Genomic DNA, 17,854 nt, shown 5'->3' with positions numbered 1-17,854 from the left:
CGGCTTACGCCGACGCCGCGGCCAGCCGCTCGGCGATGTCGCTGCGCAGCGCCTTCTTGTCGATCTTGCCGACCTTCGTGGTGGCGAGCTCGTCGACCAGCACCAGGTGCTCCGGCAGCTTGAAGCGCGCCACGCCGATGGACTGCATCGCCGCGCGGATCTCCTCGAGCGTCACCGCGGCCCCGGGCCTGGGCACGACGTAGAGGCACACCCGCTCGCCCAGCTCCCGGTCGGGCATCGCGACCGCGGCCACCTGGGCGACGGCGGGCAGTTGGTAGACGAGGTTCTCGACCTCCTCGGCGGAGATCTTCTCCCCACCCCGGTTGATCATGTCCTTGTCGCGGCCCTCGACGACCAGGTTGCCCTCCGGCGTGCGGCGGCAGATGTCGCCGGAGCGGTACCAGCCGTCCTCGGTGAACGCCCGGGCGTTCTGCTCGGCGGCCTTGTAGTAGCCGCGCGGGGTGTACGGACCGCGGGTGAGCAACGAGCCCGGCTCGCCGTCGGGGACGTCCCGGTCGAGCTCGTCGACCAGGCGCACCTCGTCGTCCGGGCACATCGGGCGGCCCTGGGTGGTGCACACGACGTCCTCGGGGTCGTCGAGGCGGGTGTAGTTGAGCAGCCCCTCGGCCATCCCGAAAACCTGCTGCAGGGTCGTGCCGAGGACCGGGCGGACCCGGCGGGCCAGCTCGTCGGCCAGGCGCGCGCCGCCGACCTGCAGCACCCGCAGGGAGGTGACCTGGTCGGACCCGTGCGCGGCGGCGTGGTCGAGCCAGCGGCTTGCGACCGCGGGGACCACGGCCGTGTGCGTGACACCCTCGGCCGCGATCGTGGCGAACGCCCGCACCGGCTCGGGCGAGGGCAGCATCACGACCCGGCCGCCCGCGAGCAGCGTGCCGAGGATGCCGGGGCAGGCCAGCGGGAAGTTGTGCCCGGCGGGCAGGCTCACCAGGTAGACCGTGCCGGCGTCGATGCCGGCCACCTCGGAGCTGCGGCGGGCGTTGTAGGCGTAGTCGTCGTGGGTGCGGGCGATCAGCTTCGGCAGGCCGGTGGTGCCGCCCGACAGCAGGAAGACCGCGACGTCGCGGCTGCCGGATGCCCCGGCGTCGAGCCGGGCCCGGTCGGCCTCCGGGTCCTCCGCGGGCCCGCAGAGCACCCGCAGGTCGACGCCGCCCGGTGCGACCTCGCCTGCGACCAGCACGTGCCAGGGGGCGCCGGTGACCTCGCGGACGTCGTCGGCGAGCTCGTGGGCCAGCGCCTGGTGGTCGAAGTCGTGCATCCGGTCCGGCACCGCGATCGCGGTGGCCTCGGCGTGGCGGGCGAGGTAGGCGAGCTCCGTGCGGCGGTGCGCGGGCAGCGCCATCACCGGGACGACGCCGGCGCGCAGGCAGGCGAGGGTGAGCACCACGAACTCCCACCCGTTGCCCAGCTGCACCACCATCCGGTGGCCACGGCTGACCCCCAGGTCGAGCAGCCGCGCGGCGGCGGCGTCGGCGCGCTGCGCCAGCTCGCCGTGGGTCAGCCGAACTCCGGTGGCGGCGTCGACGAGGGCCGGGGCGTCCGGGTGGCTGTCGGCGACCTCCCGCAGCAACGTGCCGAGCGGCACGCCGGCCCAGTACCCCTTGGCGACGTAGCCGGCGGCGACGTCGTCGGGCCAGGGCACGGTGTGGTCACTGATCGGGGTGGGCGGTGTCGGCATCCTCGGTCGGCCTCCTTGCCAGGACGACGGCGTCGAGCGCGACGAGGCCGTCGTGGGTGATTCGGAGCGGGTTGACCTCGATCTCGTCGAGTGCGGGGTTGGCGACCAGCAGGTCACCGAGCATCGATGCGGTGCGCCCGAGCTCGGCGGCGTCGAGGACGGGCCCGCCGCGCCAGCCGTCGAGCAGCGCGTGCCCGGCCAGCTCGGCCGGCATCTCCGCGGCCTCTTCCGGGGTGAGCGGGGCGAGCCGGATCGCGACGTCGGCCAGTGCCTCCGCGGTGGTGCCGCCGAGGCCCAGCAGCAGGATCGGCCCGAACACCGGGTCGCGGCGGGCGCCGAGCACCAGGTCGACGCCCGCGGGCGCCATCCGCTCGACGAGGTAGCGGGTGGCGCCGATCGCGTCGAGCCGGTCGAGGGCCGCGTCGAGCTCGGCCGGACCGGCGATCCCGAGGTGCACGCCCCCGACCTCGGTCTTGTGCAGCACCGCGGCGTCGAGGATCTTGACCGCCACCGGACCGCCGAGCTCGGCGAGGGCGGCGCGCGCCTCCGCGCGCGAACCGCATGCCCGGCGCGGCGGCGTGCCGATGCCCAGCCGGTCGAGCAACCCCTTGGCCCGGTCCTCGTCGTGCGCGCCCCCGACGCCGGTCGGCACCCGCCGCGGTGCGGCGGCCCCGGGCCCCCGGGCCCGCACCCGGGCGTCGGCGAGGAGCGCGCCGACCCCGGCCGCGACGCCGCGCGGATCGGTCGCGACGGCGACGCCCGCGGCGAGCAGGTCGCGGCGCGCGCGGACGACGTCGTCCCCGGTGCCACCGACCCCGAGGACGACCGGCACGTCCGCCACCCGGCCGGCACGCACGGCGGCGACCAGGTCGACCGCGTCGGGCTCGTGCAGCGCGTACCCGGCGATGACGTCGACCTGGTGGTCGGACGCCACCGCGTGGAAGACCCGCCCCAGCTCGGGCCCGGGGCGGCCGGTGTCGACCGGGTTGCGCTGGAAGGTCAGCGGCGGCAGCAGGGTCGCGAGCGCCTCCTGGGTGGGCCCGGCGAGCTCGGGCACGCGGGCGCGGCGGCCGCGCAGGTCGTCGAGCAGGAGCAGCCCCGGCCCGGCCTGCGCGGTGACCACACCGACCCCGGGGTCAGGGGCGGGCCGCGCCCGGGCCACCGCGAGTGCCCCGACGGCGTCGACGAGCTCGCGCTCGTCGTCCACCAGCACCGCTCCGGCCTGGGCCAGTGCCGCGCGGGTGGTGCGCCAGGAGGTGGCCAGCGCTCCGGTGTGGGAGGCGGCGAAGGCGCCGATGTCGTGGCGGCCGACGACCAGGGCGACGACGGGCCGGCGCGCGGACAGCCTGCGCACGGCGTCGACGAGCCGGGGCCCGTCGGCGACGGACTCCACGTGCAGGGCGACCGCGGCCGTCTCCGGGTCACCGGCGAGGTGGCCGAGGACGTCGGGCGCGGAGACGTCGACGGCGTTGCCCAGGCCCACCGCGAGGCTGACGCCGTGCCCGGCCTCGGTGAGCAGGAAGGCCAGAGCGTGGTTGACCCCACCGCTCGCGGCGACGACGGCCACCCGGCCGGGCCGGACCTGCGCGACGCCGGGGACGAAGCTCGCCGTGACCCCGGCCCGGGGGGCGAGGAAGCCGCTGGTGTTGGGGCCGAGCAGGCGCAGCCCGGTCGCGGCGACCACGGCCGCGAGCTCCTCCTGGTGGCCGACGCCAGGGCCGCCCGCCTCGGCGAACCCACCCCCGCAGACGACCGCGGCGCGGGCGCCCGCGTCGGCGGCCTCGGCCAGCACGCCTGCGCACGCCGCGGCCGGGACGCAGACCATGGCGAGGTCCACCGGACCGGCGCCTGCCGCCGCCCGGACCGAGGGGTACATGGTGTCGTCGCGGCTGTTCACCAGGGCGAGGTGCCCGCCCTTCTCCGCGAAGCCGCGCAGCGAGCGGGCCAGGGTGGCGCCCAGCTTGCCGGGGCTGCGGGAGGCGCCGACGACGGCGATCCCCTTCGGCGCGAACAGCGCGTCGAGGCCGGTACGGCTCATGCGGGGACTCCGACGAGATCGGCCCGGCCGGACAGCACCGTGGTCAGGGCGCGATCGGCCAGGCCCTCGCGCTCGCCGGTGTCGACGACCAGCGCGGGCAGCCGGTTGTGCATGCGGGCCTGCTCGCACACCAGCGTGCGGGTCAGCGCCGTGCCGCCGTGCACCGCGACGAGCACGGGCTGCAGGTCAACGAGCTCGTCGAGGCGCGCGAACACGCCGGGCAGGCCGTCCTCGCTCGCCGGGGCGGCGACCGGTGCTCCCCACGGACCGGCCTGCGGCTCGGTGGCGAGCCGCAGGCCGCCCGCCACCGCGGTCGGCACGCCGTCGGCGGTCGTCACGGTCACCAGCCGGCCGGGCGTGGACCAGCCGCCGCGTTGGAACGGCGTCTCGAGCGGCTCCGCGCAATGAGCCGAGACCCACCCGTCGTGGCTCGCGGCGACGAAGCCCGGGTCGCGCCGGGCGAGTCGGGAGTCCGTGATCGACCGGGAGAGGAAGTGGTAGGCGAACTGCCACGGCTCGAACTCGTCGTGGTAGCGCCCGAAGTGCTCCCACCACGCCAGGCTCGGCCGCGCCGAGTCCTGGATCTTCCGGACCGACGGCTGGGCGGCGGCCTCGTACTCCGCGAGCGCGGCAGGCAGGTCGCCGGGATGCGCGGCGAGGGCGCGGGAGAGCGCGACCGCGTCCTCCATCGCCATCTTCGTGCCCGACCCGACGGAGAAGTGCGCGGTGTGCACCGCGTCGCCCAGTAGCGCCACGGGGCGCGGGTGCAGGGTGTGCCAGCGCCGGGTGCGGCGGGTGCGGAAGTTGCCCCACCGGGAGTTGTTGACCAGCAGCCGCTTCCCGTCGATCTGGTCGGAGAACAGCTTCTCCAGGTACTCCTTGGAGAGCAGGTCGCTCTCCCCCGGCGGGCGCGTCACGTCGAACTCGTCGAGCCCGGCCCGCCGCCACGCGGCCTCGTCGGTCTCCACGATGAAGGTCGACACCTCGTCCGAGATGGGGTAGCCGTGCACGGCGAAGACCCCGTCCGGGCTGCGCTCGTGCACGAACGTCAGCCCGTCGAACAGGTAGTCGGTGCCGAACCAGATGAACTTCGCCGTCGCGGTCTCGACCTCCACCCCGAGATCGGCCTCCAGCCGCTCACGGATCTTCGAGCCGGTCCCGTCGGCCGCGACGACCAGGTCGTAACCCGCGAGGTCGTCGAGCCCGACCTCGGTCGAGAACCGCAGCTCGGCGCCCACGTCACGGGCGCGGGCCTGCATCAGCGCCAGCAACGTGCGCCGCACGATCGCGGCCATGCCGTTGCCACCGCACCGGATCCGCTCGCCCTTGAGCCGGACCTCGATCTCGTCCCAGTGCCTGCCGTGCTCGGTGAGCGCCTGGCGCAGCACCGGGTCGGCCTCGTGGATGCCGGCGAGGGTGCGGTCGGAGAAGACCACGCCGAAACCGAACGTGTCGTCGGCCCGGTTCCGCTCGAACACGGTGACCTCGACCGACGGCGCGGCCCGCCGGAGCAGGGTGGCGAGGAACAGCCCACCCGGGCCACCCCCCGCGACGGCGATCCGCATGTCTCAGCGCCCCCTCGTCATCGTGTTCCGGAGCTCGCCCACACCCTCCACCCGTGTGACCAGCTCCGACCCCTCGGCCAGGTACCGCGGAGGCTTCCGCGCGTGCCCGACCCCGCCGGGGGTGCCCGTGGCGATGATGTCGCCGGGCACCAGCGTGATGATCTGCGAGATGTAGGAGACCAGGTCGGCGGGTGCGAACACCAGATCCCCCGTGTCGGCCTTCTGCACCACGTCGCCGTCGACCTCGCAGGAGATCTCGCCCGGACGCGCGTCGGTCACCAGCCACGGCCCGACCGGGGTGCTGCGCTCGAAGGTCTTGCCCTGCAGCCACTGCACGGAGCGGTACTGGAAGTCGCGGGCGGTGACGTCGTTGACCACCGTGTAGCCGGCGATCGCCGCGGCGGCCTCCTCCGGGTCGGCACAGCGGACCTCCGCGCCGACGACGACACCGAGCTCGGCCTCCCAGTCCACCTGCTCCGAGCCCACCGGCAGCTCGACCGGGTCGTGGGCGCCGACCAGCGCCCGTGCGAACTTCGCGAACAGCGCCGGGTGCTCCGGGAGCTCGCGGCCCATCTCCAGGATGTGCGTGCGGTAGTTCAGGCCGACACAGACGATCTTCTCCGGCCGCGGGACGACGGGTGCGTAGTCCAGACCCGCCAGCGTGTGCCGGGCCCCGCCGACGGCGGCCGCCGTCGCCTTCCAGTCCGGCCGGGCGAGGAACTCCCCCAGGTCGGCGGCGCCCAGCTCGACCGCGCCGTCCTCGTCCACCCGGACGGCGGCCGTGCCGGTGGCGGTCCTGATCGTCGCGAGCCTCACGGGCGCTCCTCACGTGCACTGGGGACGAGGCCTGGCGCCTCGGGGACGGGGTCGTCGGGGTGTGCGGTGTGCCCGCCCGCGCGCGGGACCAGGGCGATCAGCACCGCACCGGCGAGCGCGGGCACGGCGAACCCGTAGAAGTTCCACTCGAACCCGATCCCCGACGCCAGCACCCAGCCGCCGAACAGCGGGCCGACGATCGCGCCCGCGCGCCCGACGCCCAGCGCCCAGCCGAGCGCCGTGGCCCGCACCGAGGCCGGGTAGTGCACGGCGACGTAGCCGTTCACCAGGATCTGGGTGCCGACGCTGCCGAGGCCCGCCACGGCCACCGCCACGAGCAGCAGCCACGTGTCGACCCGCTGGCTGAGCACCACCAGGCAGGCGGTGGCGAGCAGGAAGGCGGCCGCGGTGACCGGCTTGGGGCCGAACCGGTCCGCGAGCACCGAGGCGGCGACGGTGCCGACGATCGCGCCGAGGTTCAACACGAGAAGGAACGTCAGGGCGGACCCGAGCGGGTAGCCGGCCTGGCGCATGATCTGCGGCAACCAGGTGTTGAGGCCGTAGACCAGCAGCAGCCCGCAGAAGCTCGCGGCACCGAACATCAGGGTGGCGCCGACGACCCCCGGGCGGAACAGCGCCCGCGGCCCCGCCGTGCCCGTGGCGGCGCTGCGCTCGGCGCGCATCGCGGGCAGGTCGAGGCCGTAGCGGGCGGCGAGGGCCTGCGCCTCGTCGTCACGCCCCTTCGCCAGCAGGTATCCGACCGACTCGGGCAGGAACCGCCACGCCAGCGGCAGCACGACCACCAGCGGCGCCGCCCCGATCGCCAGCAGCGGGCGCCAGCCGTGGTCGACGACGAGCAGCAGCGCCATCACCGCGGCGAGCACACCGCCCACCGAGTACCCCGCGAACATGAGCGCGTTGTAGAGCTGGCGGCGACCCCGCGGTGCGTACTCGACCGTGAGCGCGATCGCCGAGGGGATCACGCCGCCGAGCCCGAGACCGGCGAGGAAGCGCAGCAGGCCCAGCACACCGGGGGTCGGCGCGAGGGCGCAGCCCAGCATCAGCACCGAGAACCAGGTGATGCCGACGAGCATGATCCGGCGACGGCCCAGCGCATCGGTGACCGCACCGGCGCCCAAGGCGCCCAGGAGCATGCCCGCGAGGGCGTAGCTGCCGATCGCGCCGGCCTGCGCAGGGCCCATGTTCCAGCCGGGTTCCGCCAGCAGGCTCGGGACGACCGAGCCGTAGACGATCAGGTCGTAGCCGTCGAAGACGATCGTCAGGAAGCACAGGGCCACCACGACGAGGCCGGGTCGGGCAGCTGGGCTTGTCGCCTGTGACACGAGCACCACGCTCCTCGTTGGGACGCACACGTCGCCGTCATGGCGACTGGCCCGCACAAGTTACAACGAGATGACGACGACCGTCTAGAGCATGAAACATTTATGGGGTGGTGGCGCCTGTCGGCAGTGGTGTGACACTGGGGGCGGCGCGCCGTCTGCGTGTGCCGGCGGGAGGTGCTGTGGGTGAAGGCGCGATCGTTGGTCTTCGACCTGTTCGGCGACTACCTGCGCTACCGCGGTGGGGAGGTGCGGCTGCGCAGCCTGGTGTCGCTCATGGACTGCTTCGACGTCCCCGAGTCGACGGTGCGGGTCGTGGTGACGCGCCTGCGCAAGGAGGGCTGGCTCTCGAGCCGCCGCGACGGCCGCGAGACGGTGTACGCCCTGACCGACGCCGCGTGGGCGCTCCTCGACGAGGGGCGTGAGCGGATCTTCCACCGGGCGCAGGGGCCCTGGGACGGCCAGTGGCACATGGTCCTCTACTCGGTGCCGGAGACCGAGCGGGGCCTGCGCGAACAGCTGCGCAAGAAGCTGGCGTGGTTCGGGTTCGGCCCGCTGTCGTCGGCGGTGTGGCTGAGCCCGCACGACCGGACCGGCCAGGTGCGCACGGCGTTCGCCGGCGAACCCGCCGTGCGGCTCGACGTCTTCCGGTCCCGTTCGGCGGGTGTCGAGGAGGACCGCGACGTCGCGGCCCGGTGCTGGGACCTCGCCGAGCTCGACCGGGCGTACGCCGGCCTGCTCGCGACCTACCGTCCCCGGCTCCCGGCCTACCGGGCGGGCGAGCTGCAGGGGGCCGACGCCCTGGTCGAGCGGATGAAGCTGATCCACGACTACCGGCGGTTCCCGTTCCGCGATCCCGACCTCCCGCCGGAACTGCTCCCCGAAGGGTGGAACGGCCGACAGGCCCACGAGGTGTTCCTCGAGGCACACGGCCTCCTGCGGGGCCCGGCCGAGGCCTGCGTGGACGCGCTGACACGGTCCGCCGCGATGCCGGACGAAGCTGCGGGATAGCTCCGAGCGGCGGGAGAGTGAAACGCCAGCATGGTGGCTTTACTGGCGTAATGCGCCAGCAAAGCCACCATGCCGGCATTCGGGGAGCGGGGGCTGGACGCCTGCCGCCCGCTGCGCCACCGTGGTGTGCCTCGCTCCACGACGGGGGTGATGGCCATGCCTGCCGTCAGCACCGGGGTGCGGCCGTGGTTGCGCCGCCACGACCCGCGGTTCGCCGCGCTGCGCCGCGCCGCGCGCGTCACCGTGGCCGCGTGCGTCGGCTTCTACCTGTGCCACTACCTGCTCGGCGAGTCCGTCGTCGCGCTCTACGCGCTGTTCGGGACGATCGCCCTCGGCCTCCTGTCCGACGTGGACGGGGCCCCGTCCGAGCGCACCCGGTTGCTGCTCGGCGCGCTGCCGGTGGGGCTGGTGCTCGTCACGCTCGGCACGGTCCTCGCGGTCGACGTCTGGGCCGCCGCGGCGGGGATGCTGCTCGTCGGCTTCGCGGTGGCGTTCTCGACGGTGGGCGGTCCGCGGATCGCCGGGCTGGCCAACGGCCTGCAGCTGTTCTACATCCTCCCCTGCTTCCCGCCCTACGACCCGGGCTCGCTGCCGGACCGCCTGGCCGGGGTCGTGATCGGGATCGTTTTGCTCGCGGCGGCCGACCGGGTTCTGTGGCCCGCCGCGGCACCCCGGGGTTTCGCCGACCGCCTCGCCTGCGCGACGGAGCCGGTGGGCCGGTACGCGGCCGCCGTCGCCGCATCGACCGGCGACGCCGAGGTGCGGGCCCGGCTCGGCCCGGGTGTCGCCGCCGCGCTGGATGCCGTCGAGGCCTTGCGGCTCGACACCGTGCCGCGCGCCGAACGGCCCGTCGGACCGGGCGTTCGCGACCGCAGCCTCGGCGTCGCCGCGATCGCGCTCCAGTCGGTCACGGCGCGGCTCACCGACCTCGTCGCCCTGCTCGACGACCCCGCGCTCGGCCCGCAGGCGAGGGACGCGGTGGCCCGCCTCGTCGGGGCCGCGGGTGACGCGCTCGAGGCGTGCGCGCCCGCGCTGCGCGGCACGGGGCCCGCGCCCGCGATCGCACCGCTCGACGCCGCGCTGGCCGGGTTCCTGAGCAGGCGTGCCGCGATCCTGGCCGCGCGGGACGGCATCTCGCGGCGGCATCTGCGCGTCGGCGCGGAGGCCGTGATGGTCGCGCAGTCGACGCGGTCGGTCGTGGTGGGCACCCGGGCCGCCCTGGGCATCGCGGATCCCGAGCCGTTGGGCGGGATCGCGCCGGTCACGTTCGCCTACCTGCACTACTCGCCGGTGAAGCGGTGGCTGCGCAGGCTGCGGGTGCACCTGACCCCGCGTTCTGTCTACTTCCAGAACGCGGTGCGGCTCGCGGTGGGGCTCGCCGCGGCCCGGGTCATCGCCGGGCTGCCGGACATCACCCACGGCTTCTGGGTGATGCTGGCGACGCTGACCCTGATGCGCACGTCCCTCGTGGCCAGCCGCGCGGCGCTGGGCCCCGCGTTCGCGGGCGTGACCGTCGGCGCCGTCCTCGCGGGTGTCCTGCTCGTCGCGGTGGGCGATCGCACCGAGATCTACGCCTGGTTCCTGCCGTTGATCATGATCGTGGGCTTCGCGGCCGGGCCGCTGCTCGGCCCCGCGGCCGGGCAGGCCGGGTTCACGGTCGTGATCGCGGTGGTGTTCGCCCAGCTCGCGCCCTCGTCGTGGCACCTCGCCGAGACCCGCATGATCGACGTCATCCTCGGTGGGCTGATCGGCGCGCTCATCGGCGCGGCGGTGTGGCCCCGCGGCGGCGCGGGCGAGGTGCGCCGCAGTGCGGCGGCCCTGCTGCGGGCGGGCGCCGACGGCGTCGTCGCCACGGCGCGGCTGCTCACCGGGGAACCGGCGCGGCAACGCGCGGACCTGCCGAAGCTGCTGGCCCTGCTGGACGCGACGCACGCCCAGTTCCGCTCGGAGGGAGCGCCCGCCTCGGTCGGCCGGGAGGTCGACTGGCTGGCGGTGCTCGGGGTCAGCCACCGGCTGGTCGACGACGCCGACCTGCTGCGGGGCCGCTACCCGGAACCGGACCCGCTGCCGTGGCCCGCGGTCGGTGCCGCCTTGATCGACGCGGCCACCGTGGTGGCGCACGACCTGCAGGTCACGGCCGCCGCACTGGCCACCGCGGGCGCGGCACCTCCCGACGAGAGCGGCCCCGTGCACGCGCGGCTCTCCCCGCACCCGCCCGTCGCCGACTACGGGCGCGCGCCCTCCGACGCGCTGCGGGTGGTGGACGTGTGGGGCTGGGTGCACGGCCTCGCGGACGACGTGCACCGGCTCCACGTGGCCGTCAGTTCGCCGGGCCGAGAGCGTCCGTTCGCCGGTACACCGCCGGACGCCGGCGGCGCTAGCGTCCGCAGGTCGAGCGCACCGCGGGAGGACCGGTCATGATCTCGCGCGTCATCGCCGCCCTGTCCGCTGCGGCCGTGCTGGTGACGGCCGCGTGCGCCGCGCCACCCGCCCCACCTCCCCCGTCCGGCGCGAGCCTGCCCGCCTACGCGGAGACGTTGCAGCCGGAGCTCGAACGCCTCGCCCGGGACATGCTCGTGACCGGCCTGGTCGCCCAGGTGCGGTCCCCCGACCTCGGGGACTGGACCACCGCGATCGGCACCCGGACGTTCCGCGGAACCGAACCGGTGCGGGCCGAGGACCACATCCGCATCGGCAGCGTCACCAAGACCTGGACCGGCACGGTGGTGCTCCAGCTCGTCGACGAGGGCGCGCTCCGGCTGGAGGATCCGGTCGCGACCTACCGGCCGGACGTGCCGAACGGCCAGAACATCACGATCGAGCAGCTGCTCACGATGCGCAGCGGCCTCGGCAACTACACGACCTCGATCGAGCTGAGCCGCACCATGGACACCGCGCCCGCGACGGTGTTCTCGCCCGACGAGCTGATCGCGATCGGCCTGGCGATGCCGCCGCAGTTCCCGCCCGGCGCCGGCTTCTACTACTCCAACACCAACACCGCCCTGCTGGGACGCATCGTCGAGCAGGTCACCGGCAACCCGCTCGAGACCGAGATCCAGGGTCGGATCCTCAACCCGCTCGGCATGACCGGGTCGTCCTTCCCCGCCCGGACGTCCGCATTGCTGCCCGACCCGCACCCGCAGGGCTACACCTACGGCACGAACGTCGAGACCGCCGAGTCGAACGTGCTGTCGCCGGAGAAGCAGGAGGCCGCCCGCGACGGCACGCTGGCCCCGCTCGACGTCACCAACACCAACCCGTCGTGGGCGTGGGCCGCCGGGGCGGGCATCTCCACCACCGACGACCTCGCCCGCTACGTCGAGGCACTGGTCGGCGGCGGGCTGCTCAGCCCGGCGCTGCAGGAGGCACGGCTGAACAGCATCCAGCCGATCGACCCCGCGGCTCCCGACGGGCCCGGCTACGGCCTCGCGCTCGCCCGGTTCGGGCCGTTCTACGGGCACACCGGCGAGCTGCCCGGGTTCAACACCTTCGCCGGGTACGACCCGGAACGCAGGACGACGGTGGTGGTCTGGACGTCGCTCGCCCCGTCCCCGGACGGACGCGACCCCGCGGCCGAGATGGCCAGGACGATCATCGGCGAGCTGTACGGCACCGGCAGCTGACCCGTCGTCGTGAGCGTCGGCCGGCCGGTGCCCGGTGACGCGGACGCGCCGTGGTCCACCCTCGGCGACGTCGACCGGGCGGCACTGCTGGGCACGGCGCTCGCCGCGACCGTGGCCCTCACCTTCGGGGTGAGGGCGAGTGGGACTGGCTGGCCACGAGCGTCGGCGTCGCGCTGCTGGCCGTGCTGGCGGCGTTCTTCCGGCTGCCGCGCACGTCCCGGACGTCCGCGGCGCTCGCCGAGCGGACCGCCGAGGGCCGGGGCTGCCGGGCCGCCGCGGCGGTGGCGTCCGCGGTGGTGCTGCTCGACGAGCGGCAACGGCAGGGCGCGATCCAGGCGGCCGAGCGCCTCGCGGGCGACAGCGGCCCGGCCACCTCACGGGTGCTGTGGGTGCCCGCGCTGATCTTCGGGTCGGCCGTCTTCGGCGTCGCCTGCTGGCGTCGAGCGCACGGCCGTCACCACGGCACCGCACACCACCGACGTCGCGCGCTGCGACCGGCTGTGGGACGAGAGCGCCCGCCTCGTCGGCATCGCACCCCCGCGCGGCGCCACCGGAGTCCGGTCCCGCGGGCATGATCAGGGCTTTGGCGCATTATCGGGCGAAATCGACCCGTGAATGCGCCAGCTCTCTGATCATGGGCCCGCAGGTGGCAATTCTGCGCCCCGGGGGGCGAGATCCGCCGTCTCCTGGGGGGACAGCCTCCTGGTGGCGCCGCGCGCCAGGTCAGGCAGGCCCCCGGCCTGCCCGCGGAGCCTGCCGTAGGGGCCGCAGAGGCTCGCGAGTCAGGGGCGCGAAGCGCTCGCGCAGCGACGCCGAAGGCGCCCTTGACCGGGGTCCTCGTATGTAGCTACACCGCGTTAGCCGCCATCCGGTCAAACCGGTGCACAGTCCGGTCGAGCGGTTCCGCGCGCCGTGGACGCGCACGTGCGCTTCCACGCCCGACACCGCCTCGAGGCGTTCGTCGGCAACGGCGAGATCCGCAGCCTCGTCGAACCGCACCGCGCCACGGTGCTCGCCCAGCGCGCAGAGTACGAACTCGGCTTCCGGACACTCATCAGCGAGGGGGTCGACGCGGGCCGGTTCTCGGTCGGATCCGTGCGGCTGGCCTCGTACGCCGTGCTCGACCTCGGGATGGGCGTCTCGGCCTGGTACCGCGAGGACGGCGAGCTGTCGGAGAACGAGGTGGCCTGGCAGCACACCGAGTTCGCGCTGCGGATCGTGGGCGCGTCCTGAGCCGACGGCGCGCCGCTCACTGGATGCGCCGTTCCCGGCCCGCCCACGCCTTCTCGCGCAGCACGTACTTCTGGATCTTCCCCGTGGAGGTCTTGGGCAGCTCGCCGAACACGACGTGCTTGGGCGCCTTGAACCGGGCCAGGCGGCCGCGGACGAACTCCACGATCTCCTCCTCGGTGGCCGACGCGCCCTCCTGCAGCGTCACGTACGCCGCCGGCACCTCGCCCCACTTCTCGTCCGGCACCGCGATCACGGCGGCCTCCAGCACCGCGGGGTGGTCGGCGAGCACCTGCTCCACCTCGACCGAGGCGATGTTCTCGCCGCCGGAGATGATCACGTCCTTGCTCCGGTCGCGCAGCTCCACGTACCCGTCCGGGTGCAGCACTCCCAGGTCGCCGGTGCGGAACCAGCCGTCCGGCGCCGCGGCCCGGGTGGCGTCCGGGTCCTTGAAGTAGCCGAGCATCACGTTGTTGCCGCGCAGCGCGATCTGCCCGATCGTCGCGCCGTCGGCGGGCACGTCGCTGCTGTCGTCGGCGATCACCCGCGCGGTGCAGGCGATCATGTTCCCGACGCCCTGGCGGGCCTTCAGCCGCGCCTGCGCTGCCGGGTCCAGGTCGTTCCACTCCGGGCGCCAGTCGCAGATCATCGCCGGGCCGAACGTCTCGGTGAGCCCGTAGAGGTGCGTGACGTCGAAGCCGAGCTCGCCCATCCGGCGCAGGATCGCGGGCGACGGCGGCGCACCACCGGTGGCCACCTTCACCGTGCGGTCCAGGCGCCCGGCCTGCGGGGCGTAGGCGAGCATCGACAGCACCGTGGGAGCGCCCTCGAGGTGGGTCACGCCCTCCGCGCGGATCAGCCGCCACACCTCCTCGGGATCGACCTTCGGCAGGCACACGTGGGTGGCCGCCGCCGCGGTGACCGCCCACGGGAAGCACCAGCCGTTGCAGTGGAACATCGGCAGCGTCCACAGGTGCACCGCCGACGGGGACAGGCCGGTGTGCGCCACCATCGCCAGAGCCTGCAGGTAGGCGCCGCGGTGGTGGTACATCACGCCCTTCGGCCGCCCGGTCGTACCCGACGTGTAGTTGATCGACAGCAGCCCGCGCTCGTCGGTCGGCCGGATCGCGGTGGGCTCGGCGCCGGCCAGCAGCGCCTCGTACTCCTCCCCCGCCCGGATGCGCTCCGGCGGGTCCGGCAACCCGGCCAGCGCGGCGTCCACCAGCTCGTCGAAGGCCGGGTCGTGCACCAGCACCGCGGCCTCGGAATGCTCGAGGATGTAGGCCACCTCGGCAGCGGCCAGCCGGGTGTTGATCGCCACCAGCGGCACCCCCGCCCACGGCACCCCGAAGCTCGCCTCCAGCAGCACGTGCGTGTTCGGTGCCAGCACCGCCACCGGCCTGCCCCGCGCGGGCCCCACCAGGCCACCGGCGAGCCGCCGGCAGCGCTCGTGCAGCCCGGCGTAGGTCCACCTGCGATCCCCGTCGACCACCGCCACCCGGTCGCCGTGCGCGGCCGCCGCCCGGTCCAGGTAGGACACCGGCGTGAGCGGCTCGAACGACAGGGCATCGAGCTCGCCTGCCATCAGGCTCCTCCCTCCGCGCCGCGGGAGCGCTGCACGCCCCAGCGGTTCCAGTGCACGACCTCCTCGACGGGCCGCCGCTTCGGCTGCGCCCAGCGCCCCTTCGCCGGGTAGCCCATGGGCACCAGCGCCATCGTCAGCGCGTCGGCGGGCAGGCCGAGCAGCTCACGCAGCTCGTCCTCGTGCCCGCCGTACAGCGTGGTGAGCGAGGTGCCGATCCCGTACGCGCGCGCGGCGAGGCACAGCTGCTGCACCGCACCGTAGATCGACGAGCCGGTCCGCGGGTTCGTCGACCCGGCCGCGTCGCGCAGCACGGCGAACACCCAGACGGGCGCCTCCTGGATGTGGCGGGCCAGGTGGTCGGCCCCGAGGAACCCCCGCCTGCTCAGGCCGCCGGTCGGGGCGCCGGAGAGGAACTCCTCCCGACGCCTGCCGTAGGCAGCCTCCCAGTTCTCCCGGTACCAGGCGGCCACCCGCTGCTTGATCTCGTCGTCGGTGACCACGACCCAGCCCCAGCCCTGGGCGTTGCCGCCCGACGGCCCGCGGATCGCGGCGTCGAGGATCGCCCACAGCACGCTCTCGGGGATCGGGTCGGGCGCGAGGTAGCGCCGCGCCGGGGTGGAGTGCAGGGCGCCCAGGACGTCCAGCGCCCGCTCCGGTGCCTCGCTCGATTCCGCCGTCACGCATCTCCTCCGATCCCGGGTGCGTCCCGGCCGTCACGACGAGGGACGAGAACCCATCCTCGTCCGCGGGCACCGCAACCCGCGACCCCGCGGGACCGCTCGTGGCGTGGGTGCATCGCCGCTGCTCGCGGGCGTGTCCAAAAAATCTCGGCCTTGACCCTCTCCTCGAACACTGTGTACTGCATACAATCATGCCGCGTCATGTTGCAGCGGCAGAGAGCGGAACCGACACCCAGGAGGACTCGAGCCATGACCGACACGGCAGCCGAAGCGGGACCCGACGACGAGCCCGCCCTGACGGACGGGATCCACCTGGTCGTCGACGCGCTGAAGCTGAACGGGGTCGAGACGATCTACGGTGTCGTCGGCATCCCCATCACGGACCTGGCGCGGCTGGCGCAGGCGTCCGGGATCCGCTACATCGGGTTCCGGCACGAGAGCGACGCGGCGCACGCGGCCGCGGCGGCGGGGTTCCTGACCCAGAAGGCGGGAATCTGCCTCACGGTCTCCGCGCCGGGCTTCCTCAACGGCCTGGTCGGGCTGGCCAACGCCACCACCAACTGCTTCCCGATGGTGCAGATCTCCGGGTCCAGCGAGCGCCACATCGTCGACCTGCAGCGCGGTGACTACGAGGAGATGGACCAGCTGGCGGTCGCCCGGCAGCTCTGCAAGGCGGCCTACCGGGTGTCGCGGGCCGAGGACATCGGGCGCGGCATCGCGCGGGCGATCCGCACCGCCGTGAGCGGCCGGCCCGGTGGGGTGTACCTGGACATCCCGGCCGCGGTGCTCGGCGAGATCATCGACAAGGAGAAGGGCGACAGCTCGCTCTGGGAGGTGGTCGACCCCGCGCCGAAGCAGATCCCGGACACCGCGGCCGTCGACCGCGCCGTCGACCTGCTGGCCGGCGCCCAGCGCCCGCTGATCGTGCTGGGCAAGGGCGCGGCGTACGCCCGGGCCGACGACTCGATCCGGCAGTTCGTGGAGTCGAGCGGCATCCCCTACATCCCCATGTCGATGGCCAAGGGACTGCTGCCCGACGACCACCCCCAGTCGGCGGCCACCGCCCGCTCGCTGGCGTTGAAGCAGGCCGACGTCGTGATGCTGGTCGGGGCCCGGCTGAACTGGTTGCTGGGACACGGTGACGCACCGCAGTGGAGCCCGGACGCGAAGTTCATCCAGGTCGACATCGCGGCCAACGAGATGGACTCCAACCAGCCGATCGCCGCCCCGCTGGTCGGCGACATCGGCTCGGTGATGGACGCGCTGGCGGAGCGGACGAAGCCCGGGCAGATCGCGGTGCCGACGGCGTGGCGCGAGGCGCTGGGCGAGAAGTCCGCCGCGAACGTGGCGAAGATGGCCAAGCGGTTGGAGGCGGCGAAGACCGCGCAGCCGATGACGTTCCTGGGCGCGCTGCAGGCCATCCGCGACGTGTACGCGGAGCACCCGGAGGTGTACCTCGTGAACGAGGGCGCCAACGCCCTCGACCTCGCACGCAACACCATCCCGATGTCCGTGCCGCGCCACCGCCTGGACTCCGGCACCTGGGGCGTGATGGGCATCGGCATGGGCTACGCCATCGCGGCCGCGGTGGAGACGGGGCAGCCGGTGATCGCCATCGAGGGCGACTCGGCGTTCGGCTTCTCGGGGATGGAGACCGAGGTCATCGCCCGGTACGACCTGCCGGTGATCACCGTGGTGCTCAACAACAGCGGCGTGTACCGCGGTGACGAGGCGTCCCCGTCGGGTGACCCGGCGCCCACGTACCTGAGTGCGCGCCACGACCGGCTGATGGAGGCGTTCGGCGGCAAGGGCTACCAGGCCACCACCCCCGACCAGGTCGACGAGATGCTGCGCAAGGCGCTCGCGGAAGGCAAGCCCGCGCTGATCGACTGCATCATCGACCCGGCCGACGGCACCGAGTCCGGCAACATCAAGCACCTCAACCCGAAGGGGCTCGGCGCGAAGCGGTGAGCCGGGCGGACACGTCGGCCTGCCTGCGGTGCTCGGCCGGCACAGCAGGCACCGCGGGGCAGGCGACGGCGTGGGGACGGGACCTGCACGAGGGCGGGCGGGTTCAGCGGAACTCGCGGCACCAAGGCCCATGATCACCGCCATGGTGCGAAACCCGACACCTGGCGTCGGGAAACGTGCCAATCCGCCGATCAAGCCGCAGGCGGGGGCGGCGAACCCTGATCGACCGATTGACCGGCCGATGCGCCGGGAGCCCGCGGCGGCGCACACTCGGAAGGTGAGCCACCCCACCCGCACCG

At 74.2% G+C, this 17,854-nt stretch carries 13 protein-coding genes; 6 read left to right on the top strand and 7 right to left on the bottom strand.

Translation table 11 applies throughout. The features are described 5' to 3' along the window. Positions 1-4: 4 nt before the first annotated feature. Genes ACFPL3_RS30885 through ACFPL3_RS30865 form a run of 5 tightly spaced genes read right to left on the bottom strand, consistent with a single transcriptional unit; the run spans position 5 to position 7,458 of the window. The gene (locus ACFPL3_RS30885; RefSeq protein WP_343944800.1) at positions 5-1,696 is read right to left on the bottom strand and encodes a (2,3-dihydroxybenzoyl)adenylate synthase; all 1,692 of its coding nucleotides are present in this window, start codon (positions 1,694-1,696) and stop codon (positions 5-7) included. Further along, on the bottom strand, positions 1,668-3,734 hold the full coding sequence (locus tag ACFPL3_RS30880; protein WP_379589816.1) for an acetate--CoA ligase family protein: 2,067 nt from the start codon (positions 3,732-3,734) through the stop codon (positions 1,668-1,670). The genes ACFPL3_RS30885 and ACFPL3_RS30880 overlap by 29 nt, the downstream gene beginning before the upstream one ends. Further along, entirely contained in the window at positions 3,731-5,299 is a 1,569-nt protein-coding gene (locus ACFPL3_RS30875; RefSeq protein WP_343942672.1) for an FAD-dependent monooxygenase, read from the bottom strand. The genes ACFPL3_RS30880 and ACFPL3_RS30875 overlap by 4 nt, the downstream gene beginning before the upstream one ends. Positions 5,300-5,302: 3 nt before the next feature. Beyond that, positions 5,303-6,115, bottom strand: a complete 813-nt coding sequence (locus ACFPL3_RS30870) for a fumarylacetoacetate hydrolase family protein (protein ID WP_343942671.1) — start codon at positions 6,113-6,115, stop codon at positions 5,303-5,305. Continuing rightward, complete coding sequence (locus ACFPL3_RS30865; RefSeq protein WP_343942670.1) at positions 6,112-7,458, bottom strand: MFS transporter; 1,347 nt, start codon at positions 7,456-7,458, stop codon at positions 6,112-6,114. The genes ACFPL3_RS30870 and ACFPL3_RS30865 overlap by 4 nt, the downstream gene beginning before the upstream one ends. A gap of 183 nt (positions 7,459-7,641) precedes the next feature. Here ACFPL3_RS30865 and ACFPL3_RS30860 point away from each other — a divergent pair, with 183 nt between their 5' ends. From ACFPL3_RS30860 to ACFPL3_RS30840, 5 genes are all read left to right on the top strand, one after another. Beyond that, positions 7,642-8,466, top strand: coding sequence for a PaaX family transcriptional regulator (locus ACFPL3_RS30860; protein WP_343942669.1), 825 nt, complete (start codon positions 7,642-7,644; stop codon positions 8,464-8,466). A 156-nt stretch (positions 8,467-8,622) separates the two neighbouring features. Further along, positions 8,623-10,887, top strand: coding sequence for an FUSC family protein (locus tag ACFPL3_RS30855; RefSeq protein WP_343942668.1), 2,265 nt, complete (start codon positions 8,623-8,625; stop codon positions 10,885-10,887). Beyond that, positions 10,884-12,089 carry a serine hydrolase domain-containing protein gene (locus ACFPL3_RS30850; RefSeq protein WP_343942667.1) on the top strand — a complete coding sequence of 402 codons (1,206 nt, stop codon included), beginning with the start codon at positions 10,884-10,886 and terminating at the stop codon, positions 12,087-12,089. Before ACFPL3_RS30855 ends, ACFPL3_RS30850 begins: the two co-directional genes overlap by 4 nt. 50 nt (positions 12,090-12,139) lie before the next feature. Further along, a complete protein-coding gene (locus tag ACFPL3_RS30845) occupies positions 12,140-12,664 on the top strand; it encodes a hypothetical protein (protein WP_343942666.1) in 525 nt (174 codons plus the stop codon). A 337-nt stretch (positions 12,665-13,001) separates the two neighbouring features. After that, positions 13,002-13,322: a TetR-type transcription factor C-terminal domain-containing protein gene (locus ACFPL3_RS30840; RefSeq protein WP_343942665.1), complete on the top strand. Its 321-nt coding sequence runs from the start codon at positions 13,002-13,004 to the stop codon at positions 13,320-13,322. 16 nt (positions 13,323-13,338) lie between these two features. Here the strand turns inward: ACFPL3_RS30840 and ACFPL3_RS30835 are convergent, their stop codons facing one another. Next, entirely contained in the window at positions 13,339-14,904 is a 1,566-nt protein-coding gene (locus tag ACFPL3_RS30835) for an acyl--CoA ligase family protein (protein ID WP_343942664.1), read from the bottom strand. After that, the gene (locus ACFPL3_RS30830) at positions 14,904-15,584 is read right to left on the bottom strand and encodes a nitroreductase family protein (protein WP_343942663.1); all 681 of its coding nucleotides are present in this window, start codon (positions 15,582-15,584) and stop codon (positions 14,904-14,906) included. Before ACFPL3_RS30830 ends, ACFPL3_RS30835 begins: the two co-directional genes overlap by 1 nt. Before the next feature lie 249 nt (positions 15,585-15,833). Here ACFPL3_RS30830 and oxc point away from each other — a divergent pair, with 249 nt between their 5' ends. Further along, positions 15,834-17,555: an oxalyl-CoA decarboxylase gene (gene oxc, locus ACFPL3_RS30825; protein WP_343942662.1), complete on the top strand. Its 1,722-nt coding sequence runs from the start codon at positions 15,834-15,836 to the stop codon at positions 17,553-17,555. The last annotated feature ends 299 nt before the right edge of the window (positions 17,556-17,854 follow it).

This window comes from Pseudonocardia zijingensis (assembly GCF_042657305.1).
Lineage (GTDB): Bacteria > Actinomycetota > Actinomycetes > Mycobacteriales > Pseudonocardiaceae > Pseudonocardia > Pseudonocardia zijingensis.
Note: the sequence above shows the minus strand (reverse complement) of the source record. Positions and strands in the feature narration are given on the sequence as shown.

Coding starts and splice junctions, on each gene's coding strand:
- ACFPL3_RS30880 (WP_379589816.1), bottom strand. CDS start 3,734: ATGAGCCGTACCGGCCTCGACGCGCTGTTCGCGCCGAAGGGGATCGCC.
- ACFPL3_RS30850 (WP_343942667.1), top strand. CDS start 10,884: ATGATCTCGCGCGTCATCGCCGCCCTGTCCGCTGCGGCCGTGCTGGTG.
- ACFPL3_RS30885 (WP_343944800.1), bottom strand. CDS start 1,696: ATGCCGACACCGCCCACCCCGATCAGTGACCACACCGTGCCCTGGCCC.
- ACFPL3_RS30855 (WP_343942668.1), top strand. CDS start 8,623: ATGCCTGCCGTCAGCACCGGGGTGCGGCCGTGGTTGCGCCGCCACGAC.
- oxc (WP_343942662.1), top strand. CDS start 15,834: ATGACCGACACGGCAGCCGAAGCGGGACCCGACGACGAGCCCGCCCTG.
- ACFPL3_RS30875 (WP_343942672.1), bottom strand. CDS start 5,299: ATGCGGATCGCCGTCGCGGGGGGTGGCCCGGGTGGGCTGTTCCTCGCC.
- ACFPL3_RS30835 (WP_343942664.1), bottom strand. CDS start 14,904: ATGGCAGGCGAGCTCGATGCCCTGTCGTTCGAGCCGCTCACGCCGGTG.